Genomic DNA, 19445 nt, shown 5'->3' with positions numbered 1-19445 from the left:
TCGTTGCAGGGTTTCTTACTCGCTTGTAGATAACAAGCGGAAACAACGAAACACAGGTACGCTGCGGATTATGCGTAACCCAGCTTTCGCTATCCGCCAGGTCACCTTCGACTGCCACGATCCTTCCAAGCTAGCCAAGTTTTGGTCGGCGGCAACTAACTGCGAGATCGCCGCAGATTATGGGGACTTCGTTTTGATCGATTCCACCCCAGCGTTAGGTTTTCAGCGCGTTTCAGATCCCACGCCTGGCAAGAATCGCATACATATCGACGGCGGTGGGGTTGACCGCGAACTCCTTGTGGAGCGTCTTAAGAGTTTGGGCGCTATCGAACTTAGCTCCCACGAGGCGCCAGGCCTGGTTTGGACCATAATGCAGGATCCGGAGGGCAACGAGTTTTGCGTGGGCAGCCCCGAAGCCTAGCCAGACGTTGAGTTTGAACTCCACCGAATCCCGTTGGTAGTTAACATGCGCAACGTTCTACTCGCGCTCAGGAGTGATTCCACACCAATAGGTAGCGAAACAACGGGAGCCGCCGGAAAGAGCACCCCGGCAAGCATGAGCGTGCCTGTGTTCGAACTTGCCGATAAGTCAAGGGAAACTCGAACTTTTTGGGTGCTGAATCTTCTACGTGATCACGGAGCTTTGCATAGAACCGGTGCTGAACTGCTCCGACAACATCGTAGACAAAGTCGACTGCGTTCGTACTTCTGGCTAAACCGAGGATTACCAACGTGCCACCCGGGGAAACTAGACTGCGCAGCCGGGCCAGGGCCGCTTCAAATTCCGGCAAGTGATGAACCGTTGCTACTGCAGTAACAAAATTAAACTGCCGTTCTCCAAAGTCATGGGTCAACACATCCCCTTGCACCCATCTGACTCCACACTCACGCCGACGCGCAGTGGCTAGCACATCATCATTGGCATCAATCCCTGTCACGGTCAAACCACGGGCACTCAATACTTGTGCCAAAAGACCTTCACCGCATCCCACGTCGAGGGCGCTATTCATTGTCGGCTGGCACTGCTCAAGAATCAGATTATGATAGTGCCGATTATGGTTCCAACCGTCCTGAATGAACTTCTCCATTCCTGATTTACGCAACCTGGTGCGGCTTGATCAACTCAAGCTGATCAGCAATCGTTTCACTCTCTACATCATAGTCATAGTGCGACTGCAGGTTGATCCAGAACTGCGCCGTCATGCCAAAAAACGGCCGAGACGCAAGGCAGTGTCCGCAGTGATACGGCGCTTGCCATGCACAATCTCGTTGATGCGTCGAGGCGGAACGCCGATAGACACTGCGAGTTTATGCTGAGAAATACCCACTGGTTCCAGGAATTCCTCCATAAGGATTTCCCCGGGATGAATCGGAGGGTAAAAACTTGTCATTCCGCTTCCTAGTGACAGTCGACAATCTCCGCGTCACATGGCCCAGCAATGGCCCAGATGAAGCAAATGCGCCATTGGCTGCTAATTCTGACACTGCGCTGCCCTGCTCGGTCGCCACTGAGTTTTTCCCAGTTGGTTACTAGGCGCCACTTTGAGTTCGACCAATTCAGTTGCAGCATTCAGCACCAGAAGTTTGTTCAACGCCCGCAGGCGCAGTCGAGAATCAAAACGTTTCGGACGCTGCCGTCGAAATAAGCACTCAGTGTCCTTGTCCCCAAAGGAGACGATTTTCAAGACATCTTCCGGTCTGCGTTCGTTTCAGTCGCAGATGAGTTCAACAGCTCGAGGATTTCACGCGCACGCACAAGCGTGACTGCCCGGCCTTTGCGGGCAGCGACCTGACGCAGACCTGTGCCTATAGCCCGGTCAGGCGAGACTAGGCGCCGCCGAACCGCCTCGGCGAGGTGACCGGCGCCGTCGAGCATTTGTGACATTACGGCGGCCGTCCAACGCGGCAAGGGGCCTTCGCCAGCCTCGACAACAGCCCGATCCAGCAACACCGGCCACAACGGCCACAACACGCCCAGGGACCTTGGGTTCCGTTCGATCAGCGACAGCAACGGTTGCGGTGAGGTACCCTCCGCGAAGTCGAGCCGTCGCAAAGTCGTTTCGATCGCACGGTCATCCCAACCTAAGTGCCAAAGCAATCGATGCCATTCTCGACCCGGAAAGTGTGCGCGGAAGACGTCAATGGGGGCGTCGCTTGAGTCCTTCTTCGCCTTTGCGAAGGCGAGAAAGTCGACGAGGAGCGCCGCGATCTCCGACGGCGACAAAGGACCGCGTACTACGTCGAGTGGATTCTTCATACCACGGTACTTTTCGCTGTTCGCGCGTTCGAATTCGCGAACAATGTCCCGTTCTGCCGTCGGCGTGCGCTCCAGCACCCAAAAGTGGAAGCGCCCAAAACTCATGTCATTTCTTTTCTTTGGATGGTGCCTCAGGACGAGGCGGACACCGTGTTCCTCCCGAAGCTCGTAAGCTGTGTTCGGTACACGCCATACCTCAGTGAACTCGTGGTCCTTCAGCGTTAGGTTTTCACCGCGAGCCGCACGCGCAGCCGCCAGCTCGGCACTACGTGAGGAGCGAATCGCTGCGTCCGTCGCGTAAGCCTCGGAAGCTAAGGACTCCAAGTCTTCGGATGTAGTGTCGGACTCCTCGGCCACCCATATCTCACGAAGACTCTGCACCACTTTAACGAAACGAGGATCCCCGTCTGCGGCCACTAGGTCTGCGAAGGCTTGCTCTAATGCTGGGATCACCTCCGTCGATGGAACATCCTCACGGTCGAATCCGGCCATCAACACCGCCGTGCGTACGTTACGTGCCTTAACAGCAGCGAGTGTGGCCAAGAGATTCGGCAGCTCCTCCTCCGGCATCCACCGGATCAATCTAGTGCCAAGTTCGCGGGCCATATTCGGCTGATTCCTGCCGACAACAGCCACCAGCGTGCCTGCACGACGGGCCACAAGCGCCGGATCTAGAACAGACTGTGGCAGGCTCTGTTCGGCCTCTGAAATCTGTTCGGCCACTCGCTTCAGAACTCCGGGGCGGGTCGTGTGCTCGAGGCCCTGGACAAACATGTCCAGTGCCGCGGCTCGATCCACGACCTCTGCGTCAATGAGTGCCAAGTAGGGATCCAACCCTTCGTAGGGTCGGCCACCAGCTGTGAGCCAAGATAGCGGGCGCTGGGCTCCGAGCTCGCGCAGTAACGTACTACCGCGTTCCGCGCAGGTTATCAGGTGGGCCCAAGGTCGGTGCAGGGTAGCCGGCGGGTCAAGCTCCAAGAGGTTGGTTAGATGGATGCCGATCTCATCGGCGTTGCCGAATGTCTGGTCGTTCTCCCTAATGAAGGCCTCTGCGTAATCGGATCCAAACGGCACCAGACAGTCCGCAGCGACCCGAGCGTCGAATACGCTGGAAACATGTTCGGCGTAGGGCAGCCCCTGTGTTGGAGTTTCGTAGGCCTTGGCCAAACCATGCAAGGCTGGAGCGTCGAACCAGCGCGGTCGGGCGCGCGGGTACAGCAATTGCACGGCCTGGTAGGGGCTGACTCCGAGACGGATAGCGAAGAGGTGAAGGCGCTCCAGCTGTTCAGCGCCAGTATCCGGTGTGCTGCGCATTGCGGAAGACTTCCGGCCGATATGGCGGAAATTCAACCCTAGGGCGAGCAATCCGGGGCGGGCGGCATCCAGTGCCAGGGCGAGCCGCGCGGCTGTACCTGGTCTGACCACCACCCATTCCACAGGGTCGCTACCCTCAATCTCGGCAAACTCGCCTGCTGCTTTTGCCTTGCCCGACTTTAGGGCTTTTCGGGCAGCGGTAATACGAGGCGCGATCTCGGAGTCGGTTTCTCGCAATGGATGTGTGGCAAACTCCGCAGGAGCCACGGTGTCGAAACCGAGGTCATGGAACAGTTCCACAACAATGGCTAGGTCCGTGGCGTGTTTTGCTCCGATCTCCGCGCGGATACGCTGCGCCTTCTCTTCTGTAATCCGATTCTGACTCATTAATGACCCCTCCTGTCACTCTTCGAAGGCACCCAGCCCAGCGGTGTTGTTCCCCTTCTGCTTCGAGGCGACCGCGTTGGCTCCGCGCTCTGGCAGATCCAGCCGACCGCTCACCAGCCGAGCCGCCAGGATGTGCTTGCATGGGCCACGTTGCGTGCCCTCTCGTGCGATCCACGTGCATGCGCATGTATCCTCACCAGGATCACGCAGCTGAAGCTCGTAGCCAAGGGCCCCCGGTTCCGGTGAACCCGAGCCGTCGTCTCCCAGTTCAGGGGGCCAAAAGTTGGGTGGTAACGCCGTCGTTCCCTCCGCGTGCCCCTCCTGATCCGAAGCCAAAACCCAGAACCGCCCCTCCCCCAGAGTGACTACTGCCCCGCGGCGGGCCAGCGAACGGGCCGAGCGCAACCGCGGGTGATCTTTTTCTATTCGCGACGGGTCATGCGGCAGCTCTCGATGGAAGTACGACTGCTTGGCAAGGTCCCAGCCGACTCTGCCTTCCGCGGCGAGCACCGCAAGCGCTTCCAGCACCCTCTGTTCCGAGAGGTTGGCGGAGCGAGCGAGGCGAGGCACATCGATTCTTGATTCAAACCCAAGCAAAGCCGAGAGCAGGTCTGCATTTTCTGCGGAGCGCGGGGCGGTGAGGTTTACGAGCAGCGCACCCTCTCCTGAGAACCCGCGCCAGGTCTTCTCTGTCAAGCCCATAGAAAGTCGTCCGCCCGGCAGCAGGAATTCGACGACGACACCGCGGCCTCCGTCCTCGTCTCCATAAATCTCCATACCCCTCAGGTGTACGAGCAATCTGCGGGCCGCCACGAGACGGTGCGCCCCCGGGATGCGGACGGCACCGGCGACAGGGTGATCCAACACACGCGGAATTCGGCCGTTGAACTGGACCCAATGTGCATCGTGAACAGAGCGGTAGGTGTTCGGCAGCTGTGCAAGGATGCGACGGGCAGTGGCCGCATCGTAGGCGGAGAGCAAGTAGAAGTTCCGGTGCATGGTGACGGCATTGCCGAGCGCCGGGATCCAGCGCGCTGGCATCTCAACCTTCCGCTCTGTTTCGGTGGTCGAGAGTGTCGATACCTTCACTGTGTTCCCCCCGACATCCAAATGCATAAGATCCGTGTTGCGGATTTGCCCGAGTGCGACCATCATCGCCGCACCAAGGTCGACGTTAGTGGTGCCGTAACCGATCTCCCCACCGTCCACCGCGGAGGCGTCCAAGTCGAGACGGGCAGTTACGCCGTTGCAGGCAGAAAACACTTCAGCGCGAAGGCAGTCACCGTGAGCGGTGAAAACAGGATCACGCAAATTCGACGGTGTGTACTGGTAGTACCGGGTGCGGGTAATCTCCGCGAGGGTAAGCAGCGCCTGGGCGTAGACCTGTGGCTGGGTGAGAAAACCGTGGAAAAATCTCGGTTCCGACACGAGCCCCTCTGGTGTGAGTGCTGGGGCAAGTCCTAGGTGCATTCTGTCCTCGTCCACTGCGGAGACTGAGGCAAACTGCTCATAACTAATCTCTGATGCAACATCGGATCGCATACATCAACCCTATAGGCCAGGAGCCTTCCGCTGCTAGGCACCTATGCGTGTGAGACGCTCGATTGTTAGCACCTCAGTTTGCGTCTCCTACTCTGAATCCTGTGCACCCGGTTACCGGGCTCTGACCGGCATCAGGCATAGAGAGCAAGTCCCGTTAAGGTCACCAAGCCCAACTAGCTACACGTTGAACTTGAAGTCCACTACGTGTCGTTGCAAAGTCACCTTCTCATTCGTGAATAGCAGCTAAAACCACCACACTCCGCTATGTGCAGCAAAGATAGAGTGCACACCCGGTAGCCTCAGCCCCCGCTCCTCGTGCAGCAGCGCCCTTTAACAAGACATACATAGGATTCGCCCCACATACGGTTAATTCAGGCTTCCGATGTCGCCCAAACGATCCGTTGAAACTTAACCGAACGGTCCGCGGAACGCTCGGCCGTAATTAGGATTTATGCCACGCAAAGGCGGGCGCGAATGCATTGAACATCCTGCCTGCTCCCCCATTCTACCGGTCCGAGCACCTGCCGGTGCACGATATCTGGACGCCGATGTGGGTGTAACCGCTTGGCGCGTAGCATTGATGACATGCGCATTTTCACCGTGGGGCACTCCAACCTCGAGTTCGAGGAGTTCGCTGAAATGATCAAGGCTGCCGGTGTGGAATCCATCGTGGATGTGCGCAAGCTGCCCGGGTCCAGGAAGTACCCGTGGTTCAACAGCGACCACCTTACCGAACGCCTTCCCACATGTGGCATCACTTACAGCAGAAGCGAGGGCCTCACCGGGCGACGCAACGTGTCCCACTCGGTGCCGTTTGAGGTTAACGGCAACTGGCGTAACCGCAGCTTCCACAATTACGCCGACCATGCGCTGGGCGAGGAGTTCTCGGACGCGATCTCGCAGCTACGGGCGAACGCCGCCGAAACCCCCACCGCGATCATGTGTGCAGAGGCGGTGTGGTGGCGCTGCCACCGGCGTATCATCGCCGACCACCTCATCGCCCACGGTGACGAGGTTGGCCACATTATGGGCCTGGGTGCAGCCGAGGCGAAGGTGAGCGAGGCAACGCTCAACGACGGCGCAGTCATCGGCAACGATCTCCTCGTGCGCTACCCCGAGCGGGGCTAGCGCGTACACCAGAGGCCAGGGGGGTGCAGAAACTCGGACTACGACTCAGTCAGCCACGGCATCCTCCTCGACCTGACCTAAGGCGCGACCTACGCCTTGTGTTCTTGGGTGCCCGCCACCTTATGAGCAGCAGTATCGGGGGCACACCAGCGGATAGCACGCTCAAACGAGCTTTAGGTTAGGAAATCTGAACCGCTCAATCTAAGAAGACCACTGGGAACCCCGGTAGTGCCCCAAAAGCGTCGAATCGAAAAAGCGATCTACCGTCTTGCCACGACCCTAGACGTTGAGCTTGAAGTCCACGGTATCTCGTTGCAAAGTTACTCTCTCGTTAACACCATGAAAAGGAGTGTTATCCAATGAAAGCGTTTGGATTCTTAAGCTTCGGGCATTACGCCTTCGGTGGCCAGCGTGGGCCATCTGCGGAAAAGATCGCCAAGACTCATCTGGAGATCGCCCAGGCTGCGGACGAAATCGGCGTGAACAACGCGTCCTTCCGTGTCCACCACTTCGTGCCGCAGGCCTCTGCCCCGATGCCGCTGCTGGGTGCTGTCGCGGCCACCACCAAACACATCGAGGTAGGCACCGGTGTCATCGACATGCACTATGAAAACCCGCTCTACCTCGAAAACCCGCTCTACCTCGCCGAAGAGGCCGCGTCGCTGTACCAAATTTCCGGTGGCCGCGTGGCCCTTGGCGTCTCGCGCGGCGCCCCCGAGGTGGCTGACCGCGGCTGGGAGGCCCTCGGCTACAAGGGCGAAGCGCCCAACGGCGCGGACGTGGCACAAGCCCACCTCGAGGCGTTCATGGCTGCAGTGGACGGCAACGGATTCGCCACCGCCGCACCGCTGGATCGGCAATACCCCAACATGTTCCAGCCCGGCTCCGCCCTGCCGATCTTCCCCATGGTGCCCGAGCTGCGTAAGCACATTTTCTACGGCTCCGGCACCCACGCTTCTGCCGAGCAAACCGCCAAGGACGGGCTCAACCTGATGTCCTCCACCCTGGTCTCCGAGACCACCGCCGAGACCCTGGGCGAAATCCAGGCGGATCAGATCAGCCGCTACCGCGCCGCGTGGAAGAAGCCGAATCACGAAGGCCCAGTTACCGGCTATCCCATCGACTAATTCCTGCAGGTCGCAAGCTCTTCGTTTCAACGTCAGTTCAGTGCGTGTTGAATAGTTCAGTAACTGCTGTATGATTCAGCATATGCTGACTATTGCTTCACGCCTCGACGTCATGAACCGGCTCGGCCGGGCCATGGCGGATCCGACGCGCTCCAGAATCCTAATCACCCTACTCGACGGCCCGAGCTACCCGGCCGTGCTTTCGCGCGACCTGGACCTGACCCGCTCGAACGTCTCGAACCACCTGACCTGCTTGCGTGACTGCGGCATCGTCGTCGCCGAGCCGGAGGGCCGCAAGACACGCTACGAAATCGCCGATCCGCACCTCGCGACAGCGCTCAACGCGCTAGTGAACGCGACGTTGGCTGTCGACGAAAACGCCCCGTGCATCGACCCTGAGTGCTCGGTGCCCGGCTGCGACGGAAAAGGAGCGGACGCATGAGTTCAGCATGTGGATGCGAACACGAACCAGCCACGGAGATCGAAGATCTCGATCGGCCCTGGTGGAAGGACCCCGAGTTGCTACTGCCGATCTTCTCCGGCGTAGCCCTCTGCATAGGACTGGCACTGGGCTGGTCCGGGCTAGAGACACCCGCGACAGTACTGTTCTGGGTCGGCCTGCTGCTAGGGGCGTATACGTTCGCGCCCGGCGCTATCCGGAACCTTGCCACGAAGCGCAAGCTCGGCATTGGTTTGCTGATGACGATCAGCGCGGTCGGCGCGGTGATCCTCGGTTACGTCGGGGAGGCCGCGGCGTTAGCGTTCCTGTACTCGATCGCCGAGGCACTGGAAGACAAGGCGATGGACCGAGCCCAGGGCGGACTGCGGGCACTGTTGAAATTGGTGCCGCAGACCGCGACGGTGCTGCGCGACGGTACGGCGGTCGAGGTCGCAGCGAAGGACCTCGTGGCTGGCGAGCTGATGCTCGTGCGCCCCGGAGAGCGAATCGCCACGGACGGCATCATTCGGTCTGGGCGCTCCAGCCTTGACACCTCAGCGATCACCGGAGAATCCATTCCGGAGGAGGTTGCGCCCGGCGACGAAGTGCCCGCGGGAGCAATCAACTCCGCCGGTTCGCTGGAGGTCGAGACGACCGCAGCTGGAACGGACAATTCGCTGACCACACTCGTGGACCTGGTCGAGCAGGCGCAGGCGGAAAAGGGCGACCGCGCCCGGATCGCCGACCGGATTGCCCAACCCCTCGTGCCCGGTGTGATGATCCTCGCGGTGCTGGTCGGCGTGATCGGCTCGCTGCTGGGCGACCCCGAGACGTGGATCACCCGCGCGTTGGTGGTCCTGGTCGCAGCATCCCCGTGTGCGCTGGCAATCTCCGTGCCGCTGACGGTCGTGGCCGCCATCGGCGCGGCCAGCCAGTTCGGCGTGGTCATCAAGTCCGGCGCGGCGTTCGAGCGGCTCGGTGGAATCCGTCACCTGGCGGTGGACAAGACCGGAACCCTTACCCGCAACCAGCCTGAGGTTACCGACGTGGTCCCGGCAGACGGATTCGATCGGGCGCAGGTGCTCTCCTTCGCGGCGGCGGTTGAGCAGCAATCGACGCACCCCCTCGCCGCGGCGATCGCGGCAGCGGGGCCCGAAGCGCCCGCTGCCTTGGACATCAGCGAAGAGGCCGGGCATGGCATCGGCGGCACCGTCGAAGGTCGACAGGTGCTGGTGGGCAGCCCCCGGTGGATCGACGCCGGGCCACTAAAGGCAGACGTTGAGCGCATGGAGTCCGAGGGCCAGACCTGCGTCCTAGTCACCGTCGATGACGCCCTCGCCGGGGCGATCGGGGTCCGCGACGAACTGCGGCCCGAGGTACCCCAAGCCGTGCAGACCCTGCACGACAACGACGTGGAAGTGAGCATGCTCACCGGTGACAACACCCGCACCGCCCGGGCGCTGGCTGAAATCGCCGGAATCGACGACGTGCGCGCCGAGCTGCGACCGGAGGACAAGGCAAGCATCGTCGCCGAACTCTCCTCCAAGACGCCGACGGCGATGATCGGCGACGGCATCAACGACGCCCCGGCACTGGCGGGCGCAACGGTGGGCATTGCGATGGGAGCAACCGGCTCTGACGCCGCGATCGAATCCGCTGACGTCGCCTTCACTGGCCACGATTTCCGGCTGATCCCGCAGGCGCTGCAGCACGCCCGCCGAGGCAGCAGGATCATCAACCAAAACATCGTGCTGTCTCTGGCCATCATCATCGTGTTGATGCCACTGGCGATCAGCGGCGTGCTGGGACTGGCCGCTGTCGTATTGGTTCACGAGGTCGCTGAAGTCATTGTCATCTTGAACGGCCTGCGGGCCGCACGAGCGAAGCGCTGAGACACACCTTCGCCCAGCGCGCTGGCTCTCCAGCGCGGATCTTGGAAGGATCGAGCTGCTCAGGGACCAAGCGTCGCCTCAAAACTTTTGATGCCGAGCTTCATCGACACGGTCCGCGACTACCTGGGCAGTGTGTTTGGCAAAGGGCTCCCACCCATCAGTGTTGCCGAGGCGTCGCCGGTCCAGTTGCCGTAACCGACCAGATGCAGATTCGTCATCGCGGTTTCGCGGCCGCGCATGAGGTGGCGGAATGGACTGAGGGCCGGACGGAAACCAGTGCACAAGATCAGATGGTCGTGGTCGAGCTCGCTCAAGCTATCGAAGATGGGGGTAGCGGCGAGCTGGCCGGAGTCGCGGAGCTCACGTAAATGAGGAAGCGCGACAATGTCCCCGAGGTTCGGGCCGGAATCGCCACCGAGAATCCGGCGGCGGCTGCTCGCGTTACACGTTGAACTTGAACTCCACCGAGTTTCAGTCGAAAGCTACCTGCCTTTTCGCACCATCAAGCGTGGTAAAATCCTCACCATAGAGCGCACGTATAAGTGGGAGCATGTCGAGACTCCCCTCATCCGGCACGAGGCCGCAGTTCATTTTTTAAGAGCCGGCTTGACCGCTTCCGGAGTGCAATACGGCGATGGATACGAGGCCACGTGGGAGCTGCGCACCGCGGAGAACTGGGTGACCGAACGTGTGTCGGTGAACGTTGAAGGCGACGGATGGGGGCGAAGCCTCGAGCTGTTTAGGTCCGAGCAAGGCGTGTGGTCGGCGGAAAACAATGAAGAGGGCGCCCAGCCTGAAGATCTGCCCTCCCCCGGTATCGTCCAGTCAGCCGACCTGAAAGCCGCACTCGATTGCGATCTCGGTCTGTGCCCTCTCACCAACACAATGCCTATTCGTCGCTTGACGCTGCTTGAGACTCAGGTTCCGAAAACGCAGCTGATCATGGCTTGGATTGATATACCGTCCCTCCAGGTGATCGCATCAGACCAGTACTACAGCTCCGTCGATGCTGAAACTGTCCGATACGGAAGCGGAACACGGGGAGTCGACGTCGAGTTGGAGGTCGACGGTGACGGAGTGGTCGTACACTACCCTGATCTCGCACGGCGGGTCTGATCCGGAAACAACTCTAACTAAGCTGGGCGGTATGAACGACCTGACCATCGCGCCTGGCCCAGGGATCCCCGGGGGTCTGGCCATCGTCGCCGCCGACCTGACGGAGCGGTTTGCGAAGGCGTCGGGCCCCGGCGGCCAGGGCGTCAACACCACCGACAGCAAGGTGCAGCTCTCCATCGACATCGCGGCGTGCGCATCGCTTTCCGACGCCCAACGCCGCCGCGCCCTCCACAACCTCGAACACCGCCTGGACGGCACTGTGCTCACCGTGAGCGCGTCGACGCAGCGCTCGCAGGTCCGTAACCGCGCCGAGGCGCGAGAGCGCATGGCCTCCCTATTGCGTGAGGCGCTCGCCCCACCGCCTCCCCCGCGGCGGAAAACGAAGCCGACGCGCGGCTCGGTGCGGCGCCGTCTCGAAGTGAAAAAAGCGGCGCTCGGAACTCAAGTCCACGCGACGGCGGCCCCAAATTCCCTAGTTCGAACCATCCGCGTGCATATCCTCACGCTGACGGACCTGGTTCGGGTAACCGCTACGCCGAGACAGCGTGAACCGGCTGAATCCGCTCGATCTCGGCGAGGATTTTGTCTTCTGCCACATCCAGGTCGTACTGGGTCTGCAACCCGAGCCAGAACTGGGGGCTCATCTCGAAAAACTTCGCTAGACGAAGGGCCGTGTCAGCGGTTACAGCGCGCTTACCGTGAACAATTTCGTTGATCCGGCGGGGCGGAACGCCGATGGAGACGGCGAGCTTATGCTGGGTGATCCCCATTTCCTTGAGAAAGTCCTCCATGAGGATCTCACCGGGGTGAACCGGAGGGAGCTTGTCAGTGGTAGTCAACGATCTCAACCTCCTCTGGCCCCGCGGCGGACCACCGAAAACAGATCCGCCACTGGTCGTTGATTCGAATACTGAACTGACCCCGCCGATCACCTTTCAACGCCTCGAGCCGGTTTCCCGGGGGAATCCGTAACTCATCAAGAGTCTGCGCGTACCCAAGCTGGCGAAGCTTGCGCAGCGCTACTGAGTGAATGCGGGAATCGATCGAGCGAACCCGCTCTCGGTTCCACAGACGCTCAGTGTCCTTGTCAGCGAACGACTGGATCATGCTTCACCCTATCCCCCATAACGCGAAGCGTCAATAACGTTAGACGTTAAACTTGAACTCCACCACGTCGCCGTCGGCCATCACGTAGTCCTTGCCTTCCTGGCGCACCTTGCCGTGGGCGCGGGCTTCCGCCATGGAACCGAGCTCGTCCAGATCCTCGAAGGCCACGATCTCGGCCTTAATGAAGCCCTTCTCGAAGTCCGTGTGGATCACACCCGCAGCCTGCGGTGCAGTGTCACCCTGGTGGATCGTCCACGCGCGAGCCTCCTTCGGCCCAGCAGTCAGGTAGGTCTGCAGGCCAAGCGTCGCGAAGCCAGCCTTTGCCAGCGTCTGCAACCCCGGTTCGGTCTGCCCGACGGATTCCAGCAGTTCAGCCGCCTCCTCGTCGTCCAGCTCCAGCAGGTCCGCCTCCGTCGCGGCATCCAGGAACACGCAGTCCGCCGGGGCCACCAGCTCGCGCAGCTCCGCCTTCTTGGCGTCATCGGTCAGCACAGACTCGTCAGAATTAAACACGTACAAAAACGGCTTGGCCGTCAGGAAGTGCAAATCGCGCACGGTAGCCAGGTCGATCTCCCCCTGCGCCGCGGCGTTCGACAACGTCCGGCTATCCTCTAGGATCGCCTGTGCCTTCTTAGCCCCCTCGACCTGTTCAGCCAGATCCTTGTTCTTCCGCGCTTCCTTCTCCAGGCGCGGCAGAGCCTTCTCCACCGTCTGCAGGTCGGCCAGGATCAGCTCCGTTTCAATAACGGAAATGTCGGCGGCGGGATCCACGCGGCCATCTACGTGGATCACGTTGTCATCGGAAAACGCGCGTACTACCTGGCAAATCGCATCCGCCTCGCGGATGTTCGCCAAGAAGGCGTTGCCCATGCCCTCACCGTCGGAGGCGCCCTTCACAATGCCGGCGATGTCCACGAAGGAGACGGTCGCAGGCAGGATGCGCTCGGATTCGAAGATCTCAGCCAGGCGCGTCAGGCGCGGGTCCGGCAGCTCCACCAGCCCCACGTTGGGCTCGATAGTCGCGAACGGGTAGTTCGCAGCCAGAACATCGTTGCGGGTCAGGGCGTTAAACAGCGTGGACTTGCCCACGTTGGGCAGGCCGACGATTCCTAGAGTAAGAGTCACGTGCCCCATCCTATCGCCCGGCCGTTGCTGCCAACAACGCACCCTTTCTATTGACGCCCACAGCTCGCCACCTGAACCGTTTTTGAAGTCCTTTCAAATCTCCGCAGCCCCAACACCCCCACCCCGTAAGTAATCAAACTCAGGAAAAAATTGTGAAAACCCACTATTAGCCCTCTTGCACGGTCGTATAGTAAATGCACCTTAGAAAAACTTGAGGCTTTGCCACCCCTAAAGTCTCGTCTCCCCCTTCACACCCCGAGATGCCTGCAAGAAAGTTGCCTCGCAATGACAACGTCTCAAGCCAACCCCCGTCAGCGACGGGAAACATTCAACTCCCGACTCGTCTTCCTCATGGCCGCCATCGGCTCCGCAGTCGGCCTGGGAAATATCTGGCGTTTTCCCTACGCCGCCTATGAAAACGGCGGTGGCGCGTTCCTCATCCCCTACATGGTCGCTCTCCTCAGCGCTGGTATTCCGCTACTCTGGTTCGACCTCGCAATGGGGCACCGCTTCCGCGGTTCCACTCCCCTTACGTTCCGCCGTACCGGCAAGTTCGCTGAACCTATTGGCTGGCTTAAGGTAGGCGTCAACTTCTTCATCGCAGTGTATTACGCCGCCATTATCGCCTGGGCCGGAATCTACACCTGGAACTCCATTTCCAAGGCGTGGGGCGACAACGCCGAAACGTACTTCCAGGAAGAGTTCCTTAAGCTCGACGATTCCTCCGCCTGGACCGGTGACTTCGTTGTACCAATCTTGCTGGTCATGATTGGTGTGTGGGTAGTGTGCATTTTCACCCTCGCTCGTGGCATTAACGAGGGCATCGGCCGAATCACGATGTTCTTCGTCCCGGTACTGATCATCCTGTTCGTAGTGATGGTAGTACGCAGCCTTTTCTTGGAGGGCGCTACCGATGGCCTGGATGCCTTCTTCTCACCTGACTGGAGCGTCCTGACGGACACCTCGGTCTGGATCGCCGCCTACGGCCAGATCTTCTTCTCCCTGTCGATCGGCTTCGGCATCATGATTACCTACGCTTCCTACCTGAAGCCCCGCACGAATCTTACCGGCACCGGCATGGTTACGGCTTTTGCTAACTCCTCCTTCGAGGTGCTGGCCGGAATCGGCGTGTTCGCAACCCTGGGCTTCATGGCCGCACAGTCCGGCACCGCAGTAGACGAGACGGTGTCGGGCGGTATCGGATTGGCCTTCGTCGCATTCCCCACCATCATCAACCAGATGCCAATGGGTTCCTTGTTCGGAATCCTGTTCTTCGGTTCTCTTTTCCTAGCTGGCATCACGTCTCTGATCTCCATCATGGAAGTTGTGATCTCGGCAGTGAAGGACAAGTTGAACCTGTCCCGCGAGATCGCATCGATCAGCGTCGGAAGCATCATGGCCGTTGTATCCTGCCTGCTGTTCTCGACGACTTCTGGCCTCATCACGCTGGACATCATGGATAAGTTCACGAATAACCTGGGCATCGTTATCTGCGCCGTGGCCGCCGTCTTGACCATCGGCTGGATTCAGGGGCGTCGCAACGAAATCGCACAGCACCTCAACGCTGTATCCGAGCTGCGACTCGGTATTGTCTGGCAGGCTTGCGTGTTCATTATCACCCCTGCAGTGCTGTTGTTCTTCCTGGTTGAGGAGATCCGCACCCTACTCTCCGAGGGATACGAAGGCTATGAATCGAGCACCATTTTCGCCTACGGCTGGCTGGCACTCATCCTCATTGCCTTCGGGGCGGTGCTGTGGACCTTCATCCCGTTCCGCGGCAACCAGATCCTCGACGGACTGCCTAGCAGCGACTACGGCGTACCACCTAATGGCCGCCCGCGCGGCGTACCAAACCCTCTGTCCACTGGCGCTGCCACATCCTCGGCGACGACGCCTACCTCCACCCCGACCGAAGGGAATGAACTCTAATGACCGGCCCCGCAATACTCCTCATGGTGTTGTTTATTCTGGTGATCTGGGGCGGACTCATCGCCGCTATCTTGATGCTAGCCAAGACTGACGACAACTCCACTGGTGAGCTAGGCGACGCACCTGGCACGGACAATGATTCGCTTCTGGCCGCTCACACCGCCACCGGTGTCAGCCAATAATCAAACCCAATAATCAAGCACAGTCACATCAACATGCTCCGGGAGGGCATTTCTAACTCCCGTTTCGGGCCGTCGTGAGGCAGAATAGGGAGAATGAACTCCCAGAACCCCCACGACAGGCCCTTTCTTGGCAAGGACGGCCGTGACTTCGCAGACTTTATCGCGGGTTCACAGCGGATGGATACCGAGAACATTCCGATCCCTGGCGACGATAAAGATGAAGCACGCTTAGGCTCCGGCTCTTTTGCAGACGAACCAGAAGCCGCAAAGCGCCCTACAATCAGTCCCGAATCTCCGGAGGCGGAAGTGATTGAGGCCAAGCGCGCGGAGACGGCTCCCACCGTTGAGGAAAAAGGCGAGGCATTCGTACAGGAACGCAGTTCCGCCCGCGCTACCACGGGCAATGAAAAGCCACTCGCGGAGGATAATGAGCCAGACGGAGAGACCGAGACCGACGAGCGCCCCGGCGTGCAGTCACATGCGGCCAAGGTGAAGAAGAAGTCCGAGAAGAAGAACAAGAAATCTTCCATCGACGAGGATCTCAACCCTGAGCTGCGCGACCGCGCCGAGGTAATCGGCACCACGGGTCGTTGGTTTGCGGGCTGGTGCCTGCGCTTCATCATTATTGCCGCAGCGCTTTACCTAGGTTTCCAAGTTTTCGGCAAGCTGTGGGCGGGCATTCTTCCGGTGTGCCTGTCGGTTATTGTCTGTACGGTTCTCTGGCCGGTCGTGCGTGTATTGCGCAAGGCCAAAGTTCCCAACAGCCTGGCTGTATTAATAGCCATTCTGGGCTTCTTCGCCCTAATCATCGGGACTTTTGCGGCCATCGCCCCGAGCGCGGTGGATCAGGGCAAAACGATCGTCAACCAAGCTAGCGACGGTATCGGCCGTATCCAGGACTGGCTCCAGGGACCGCCTATGAACCTGCAGGAAAGCCAGTTCAACGACGGCGTGCAGCAGATTACCGACTGGCTGCAAAACAAGTCCGGCGACATCGCCACCAGCCTTGCGGCCTTCGGCACTGAAACCGCTTCCCTACTGGTGACCATGTTCGTCATGCTGGTTCTGACGTTCTTCTTCCTGAAGGATGGCGAGAACTTCCTGCCGATGTTGCGCCGCGTGACGGGTCGCCGTGTCGGCTGGCACCTCACCGAGGTTCTGACCCGTTGCTGGAACACTCTGGGTGGCTTCATCCGCACGCAGGCCATCGTGTCTGCCATCGACGCGATCTTTATTGGCCTGGGCCTGGTGCTCCTCAACGTGCCACTAGCCGGTCCGCTTGCGATCCTGACCTTCTTCGGTGGCTTCATCCCGATGGTGGGTGCATTCGTCGCCGGCGCCCTGTCGGTCCTCATCGCACTGGTGGCTGTGGATTTCAATACCGCTGTGATGGCGCTGCTGCTCGTTATCGCCGTGCAGCAGCTGGAAGGCAACATCCTGCAGCCAGTGCTGCAGTCCCGTGCGATGAACGTCCACCCTGTCATCATTCTGCTGTCCGTTACCCTGGGCTCCACTCTGTTTGGCATCATTGGTGCATTCCTGGCAGTACCCACTGCCGCCATGATTGCGGTCATTCTGCGCTACATGGGTGATCTAACAGACCTCGCCACAGGCGAAAAGACCTCTAGGGATATCGAGTTCGCCACCACCGCAGGTTCACTCACCGGAGAACAGTCGGAACGTGCAGCTCAGCGCTGGCAGGAGCTGCGTAAGGCAATGATGCTCACCAACTCCAAGAAGTCCGAAGCAAATCAGCTAAATGAGCCTCGTCACGGCGACACTGCCCAAAACGGTCAGTCCGCTCAGGCTCCCCGTGCTACCCAAACCGCCACCCAGGACATGAGCTCCGCAGCGACTGATGGTGGCGTTTCCACGGAAACGGCAGGCGCTGAACACGAAGGGGCGTCTTCCTTTCACGACGCAAAGTCGCAGATCCGCGGGAAGGTGCAGTCAATCCTGAACTCCCTCCGTGGCAATAACAAGTAGAGCAAACCAAAGAAGTAGCATTACCCCGTGACCGAAAGCAGCCGAACTACAAGCAGTAACCGCACGAGCGCCACGCAGCGCAGCGAAAGTCGCTCTGCACAGCGCCTCGGCCGTAGTCGTGGCCACGCTGAAATAGCGCACGAGGATTCCCCCTCGCATTGGTTCCCCGTTTGGGCTCCGGTGCTTGTGATGCTGGCGGTGATTTTCACTGGACTGGTACTAGCCAAGGGTGACACCACAATCCCCACCAGTTTCTTCGTTCTCTTCGTGATCGCAATGATCGTCTCCACGATCTTCGTCGAACCGCGCGGCCTATTCCTTACTGTGGCCTCATTCCCGCTGTATTACTTGTTTGGATCACTCGTCATCGGCTGGTTTAGCTCTGGGGCGGCGACCATAGCCAGCAGGAAAACAAAGGTCATTACCTCGATTTACCCCGCCATCGAGCACTTTCTATGGTTGCTGATCCCTTTCCTCATTGCGGTGGGAATCGCAGTGTTCCGCTGGTGGAGCTACCGCGAATCCCTCACTCGCAAGGCCGCCAGGCTAGAGATGCAGCGTCGCCGCCGCAGCGAATCTGACCGCAGCAACATCGAAGCCTACGGTCGCGCGAAGGAACGTAGCCGGGCGCGTAGGGAGTCTCTTTATGATGACGACGCCGCCTCGCGTTCCGAACCTGTCAAGAGTTCAGACAGGGTCGCATATTCCCGCCGTGAGGCATCTCCCCGTCAAGCTACCCGCGTGACGCGCAGCTCGGCTGAACTGCGAGATAACGCACAGCGCCGCCGGGTTCCCCTCCCGGAGCGACGACTGTCCCCCAAGCGCTACCTAGACGACGAGCGCGACTAAGAACTACTTCTGCGTACGCGGCGGGCGCAGCTCGCGAGGCAGGGAGAAGATCAGATCCTCCGTCGCGGTGGTGACCTCCTCGACCTCACCGAAGCCCTTGTCCGCCAGAAGATCCAATACCCCTCGAACCAGAATCTCCGGCACCGAAGCGCCTGAGGTTACGCCGACGTTCGTAACGCCCTCGAGCCATGCCGGATCAACTTGCTCCGCGTAATCCACCAGGTGCGCATTCTCTGCGCCGTGCTGCAGAGCGACCTCCACCAGTCGCTTGGAGTTCGAAGAGTTCTGGGAGCCAACCACGATCATGAGCTCCACCTTCGGCGCAATCGCCTTCACTGCTACCTGGCGGTTCTGTGTGGCGTAGCAGATGTCATCAGACGGCGGATCCTGGATATCCGGGAACTTTTCGCGGAGCAGTTTCACTGTGGACATGGTCTCGTCCACGCTGAGCGTCGTTTGAGACAGCCAAACCAACTTGGTGCCCTCTGGGAACTCCAGCGCGTTGACATCATCCTCGCCGTCGACGAGGTGTACAACATCTGGGGCTTCACCCGCTGTACCTTCGACCTCCTCGTGCCCGTGGTGGCCGATGAGGATGATCTGGTAGCCCTGCTTTGCAAACCGCGTGACCTCGTGGTGGACCTTTGTGACAAGCGGACACGTGGCGTCAAAAGTCTTGAGCTCGAGCTGACGGGCTTCCTTGTGCACAGCAGGCGACACGCCGTGAGCAGAGAAAACCACGTTGGAGCCGCGAGGAATCTCCGTGGTCTCATCCACAAAGATCACACCGCGTTCCTCGAAAGTCTTCACGACATGCTTGTTGTGCACGATTTCTTTGCGCACGTACAGAGGCGCACCATGCTTTTCCAAAGCCTTTTCCACCGACTCGACTGCTCGGTCAACTCCTGCGCAATAGCCACGCGGAGCAGCGAGGAAAACCTTCTTAGTATCGGTACTTGGCTCTGTAGTTGGGGTAGTCATGTGCCCCATCGTAATGGAAGAGCGAAGCCGGTTAAACCACGTGACGGGGTCAGACCATTCACCATCAATGTGGCGTAGGCGCCC

General features: G+C 59.9%; 17 protein-coding genes and 3 pseudogenes. 12 read left to right on the top strand and 8 right to left on the bottom strand.

What is annotated here, in order from left to right:
• Positions 1 to 70: 70 nt before the first annotated feature.
• Complete coding sequence (locus AC05K6_RS00350) at positions 71 to 421, top strand: VOC family protein (protein WP_476727443.1); 351 nt, start codon at positions 71 to 73, stop codon at positions 419 to 421.
• Positions 422 to 488: 67 nt separating this feature from the next.
• Here AC05K6_RS00350 and AC05K6_RS00345 read toward each other — a convergent pair whose 3' ends face one another.
• From AC05K6_RS00345 to AC05K6_RS00330, 4 genes and pseudogenes are all read right to left on the bottom strand, one after another.
• Positions 489 to 1088: a class I SAM-dependent methyltransferase gene (locus AC05K6_RS00345; RefSeq protein ID WP_476727442.1), complete on the bottom strand. Its 600-nt coding sequence runs from the start codon at positions 1086 to 1088 to the stop codon at positions 489 to 491.
• A gap of 7 nt (positions 1089 to 1095) precedes the next feature.
• Positions 1096 to 1349, bottom strand: a pseudogene (locus AC05K6_RS00340) (HigA family addiction module antitoxin).
• 332 nt (positions 1350 to 1681) lie between these two features.
• Positions 1682 to 3958, bottom strand: a complete 2277-nt coding sequence (locus AC05K6_RS00335) for a hypothetical protein (protein WP_476727441.1) — start codon at positions 3956 to 3958, stop codon at positions 1682 to 1684.
• 15 nt (positions 3959 to 3973) lie between these two features.
• Positions 3974 to 5500, bottom strand: coding sequence for an SWIM zinc finger family protein (locus AC05K6_RS00330; RefSeq protein WP_476727440.1), 1527 nt, complete (start codon positions 5498 to 5500; stop codon positions 3974 to 3976).
• A 585-nt stretch (positions 5501 to 6085) separates the two neighbouring features.
• Between AC05K6_RS00330 and AC05K6_RS00325 the strand changes: the two genes are divergently transcribed.
• The 7 genes and pseudogenes from AC05K6_RS00325 (at position 6086) to arfB (ending at position 11678) form a co-directional block, all read left to right on the top strand.
• Positions 6086 to 6628: a DUF488 domain-containing protein gene (locus AC05K6_RS00325; protein ID WP_476727439.1), complete on the top strand. Its 543-nt coding sequence runs from the start codon at positions 6086 to 6088 to the stop codon at positions 6626 to 6628.
• A 359-nt stretch (positions 6629 to 6987) separates the two neighbouring features.
• Positions 6988 to 7725: pseudogene (locus tag AC05K6_RS00320) on the top strand (LLM class flavin-dependent oxidoreductase); the annotation flags it as partial.
• 112 nt (positions 7726 to 7837) lie between these two features.
• A complete protein-coding gene (cmtR, locus tag AC05K6_RS00315) occupies positions 7838 to 8197 on the top strand; it encodes a Cd(II)/Pb(II)-sensing metalloregulatory transcriptional regulator CmtR (protein ID WP_012359887.1) in 360 nt (119 codons plus the stop codon).
• Complete coding sequence (locus AC05K6_RS00310) at positions 8194 to 10086, top strand: heavy metal translocating P-type ATPase (protein WP_476727438.1); 1893 nt, start codon at positions 8194 to 8196, stop codon at positions 10084 to 10086. Before cmtR ends, AC05K6_RS00310 begins: the two co-directional genes overlap by 4 nt.
• 203 nt (positions 10087 to 10289) lie before the next feature.
• A complete protein-coding gene (locus AC05K6_RS00305) occupies positions 10290 to 10454 on the top strand; it encodes a hypothetical protein (protein ID WP_476727437.1) in 165 nt (54 codons plus the stop codon).
• 238 nt (positions 10455 to 10692) lie between these two features.
• Positions 10693 to 11202, top strand: a complete 510-nt coding sequence (locus AC05K6_RS00300; protein ID WP_476727436.1) for a putative glycolipid-binding domain-containing protein — start codon at positions 10693 to 10695, stop codon at positions 11200 to 11202.
• 31 nt (positions 11203 to 11233) lie between these two features.
• Positions 11234 to 11678, top strand: a pseudogene (gene arfB, locus AC05K6_RS00295) (alternative ribosome rescue aminoacyl-tRNA hydrolase ArfB).
• A gap of 54 nt (positions 11679 to 11732) precedes the next feature.
• Here arfB and AC05K6_RS00290 read toward each other — a convergent pair.
• The 3 genes from AC05K6_RS00290 to ychF are packed head-to-tail and all read right to left on the bottom strand — an operon-like array spanning position 11733 to position 13434.
• On the bottom strand, positions 11733 to 11993 hold the full coding sequence (locus tag AC05K6_RS00290; protein WP_040424570.1) for a HigA family addiction module antitoxin: 261 nt from the start codon (positions 11991 to 11993) through the stop codon (positions 11733 to 11735).
• Between the two features lie 34 nt (positions 11994 to 12027).
• Positions 12028 to 12309, bottom strand: a complete 282-nt coding sequence (locus AC05K6_RS00285; RefSeq protein ID WP_005290974.1) for a type II toxin-antitoxin system RelE/ParE family toxin — start codon at positions 12307 to 12309, stop codon at positions 12028 to 12030.
• A 39-nt stretch (positions 12310 to 12348) separates the two neighbouring features.
• A complete protein-coding gene (ychF, locus tag AC05K6_RS00280) occupies positions 12349 to 13434 on the bottom strand; it encodes a redox-regulated ATPase YchF (RefSeq protein ID WP_476727435.1) in 1086 nt (361 codons plus the stop codon).
• Between the two features lie 285 nt (positions 13435 to 13719).
• Between ychF and AC05K6_RS00275 the strand changes: the two genes are divergently transcribed.
• The 4 genes from AC05K6_RS00275 to AC05K6_RS00260 all read left to right on the top strand — a co-directional run bounded on the left by AC05K6_RS00275 (position 13720) and on the right by AC05K6_RS00260 (position 18380).
• Positions 13720 to 15363 (top strand): sodium-dependent transporter, encoded by a 1644-nt coding sequence (locus tag AC05K6_RS00275; protein ID WP_476727434.1) that lies wholly within the window; start codon positions 13720 to 13722, stop codon positions 15361 to 15363.
• Positions 15363 to 15545: a methionine/alanine import NSS transporter subunit MetS gene (gene metS / locus AC05K6_RS00270; protein ID WP_448308168.1), complete on the top strand. Its 183-nt coding sequence runs from the start codon at positions 15363 to 15365 to the stop codon at positions 15543 to 15545. The genes AC05K6_RS00275 and metS overlap by 1 nt, the downstream gene beginning before the upstream one ends.
• Positions 15546 to 15638: 93 nt before the next feature.
• Positions 15639 to 17531 carry an AI-2E family transporter gene (locus AC05K6_RS00265; protein ID WP_476727433.1) on the top strand — a complete coding sequence of 631 codons (1893 nt, stop codon included), beginning with the start codon at positions 15639 to 15641 and terminating at the stop codon, positions 17529 to 17531.
• 27 nt (positions 17532 to 17558) lie between these two features.
• On the top strand, positions 17559 to 18380 hold the full coding sequence (locus AC05K6_RS00260) for a DUF6542 domain-containing protein (RefSeq protein WP_476727432.1): 822 nt from the start codon (positions 17559 to 17561) through the stop codon (positions 18378 to 18380).
• Between the two features lie 3 nt (positions 18381 to 18383).
• On the opposite strand, the gene AC05K6_RS00255 is transcribed toward AC05K6_RS00260, so the two are convergent.
• Positions 18384 to 19370 carry a 4-hydroxy-3-methylbut-2-enyl diphosphate reductase gene (locus tag AC05K6_RS00255; protein ID WP_293792328.1) on the bottom strand — a complete coding sequence of 329 codons (987 nt, stop codon included), beginning with the start codon at positions 19368 to 19370 and terminating at the stop codon, positions 18384 to 18386.
• Positions 19371 to 19445: the final 75 nt, after the last annotated feature.

The sequence above is a fragment of the Corynebacterium sp. TUM25020 genome, assembly GCF_056388495.1.
The sequence above is the reverse complement of the archived record's forward strand: the minus strand, read 5'-3'. Positions and strand labels throughout refer to the sequence as shown.

Coding starts and splice junctions, on each gene's coding strand:
- AC05K6_RS00305 (WP_476727437.1), top strand. CDS start 10,290: ATGCAGATTCGTCATCGCGGTTTCGCGGCCGCGCATGAGGTGGCGGAA.
- AC05K6_RS00350 (WP_476727443.1), top strand. CDS start 71: ATGCGTAACCCAGCTTTCGCTATCCGCCAGGTCACCTTCGACTGCCAC.
- metS (WP_448308168.1), top strand. CDS start 15,363: ATGACCGGCCCCGCAATACTCCTCATGGTGTTGTTTATTCTGGTGATC.
- AC05K6_RS00275 (WP_476727434.1), top strand. CDS start 13,720: ATGACAACGTCTCAAGCCAACCCCCGTCAGCGACGGGAAACATTCAAC.
- AC05K6_RS00345 (WP_476727442.1), bottom strand. CDS start 1,088: ATGGAGAAGTTCATTCAGGACGGTTGGAACCATAATCGGCACTATCAT.
- AC05K6_RS00290 (WP_040424570.1), bottom strand. CDS start 11,993: ATGGAGGACTTTCTCAAGGAAATGGGGATCACCCAGCATAAGCTCGCC.
- AC05K6_RS00325 (WP_476727439.1), top strand. CDS start 6,086: ATGCGCATTTTCACCGTGGGGCACTCCAACCTCGAGTTCGAGGAGTTC.
- AC05K6_RS00335 (WP_476727441.1), bottom strand. CDS start 3,958: ATGAGTCAGAATCGGATTACAGAAGAGAAGGCGCAGCGTATCCGCGCG.
- AC05K6_RS00285 (WP_005290974.1), bottom strand. CDS start 12,309: ATGATCCAGTCGTTCGCTGACAAGGACACTGAGCGTCTGTGGAACCGA.
- AC05K6_RS00255 (WP_293792328.1), bottom strand. CDS start 19,370: ATGGGGCACATGACTACCCCAACTACAGAGCCAAGTACCGATACTAAG.
- cmtR (WP_012359887.1), top strand. CDS start 7,838: ATGCTGACTATTGCTTCACGCCTCGACGTCATGAACCGGCTCGGCCGG.
- AC05K6_RS00330 (WP_476727440.1), bottom strand. CDS start 5,500: ATGCGATCCGATGTTGCATCAGAGATTAGTTATGAGCAGTTTGCCTCA.
- AC05K6_RS00310 (WP_476727438.1), top strand. CDS start 8,194: ATGAGTTCAGCATGTGGATGCGAACACGAACCAGCCACGGAGATCGAA.
- AC05K6_RS00265 (WP_476727433.1), top strand. CDS start 15,639: ATGAACTCCCAGAACCCCCACGACAGGCCCTTTCTTGGCAAGGACGGC.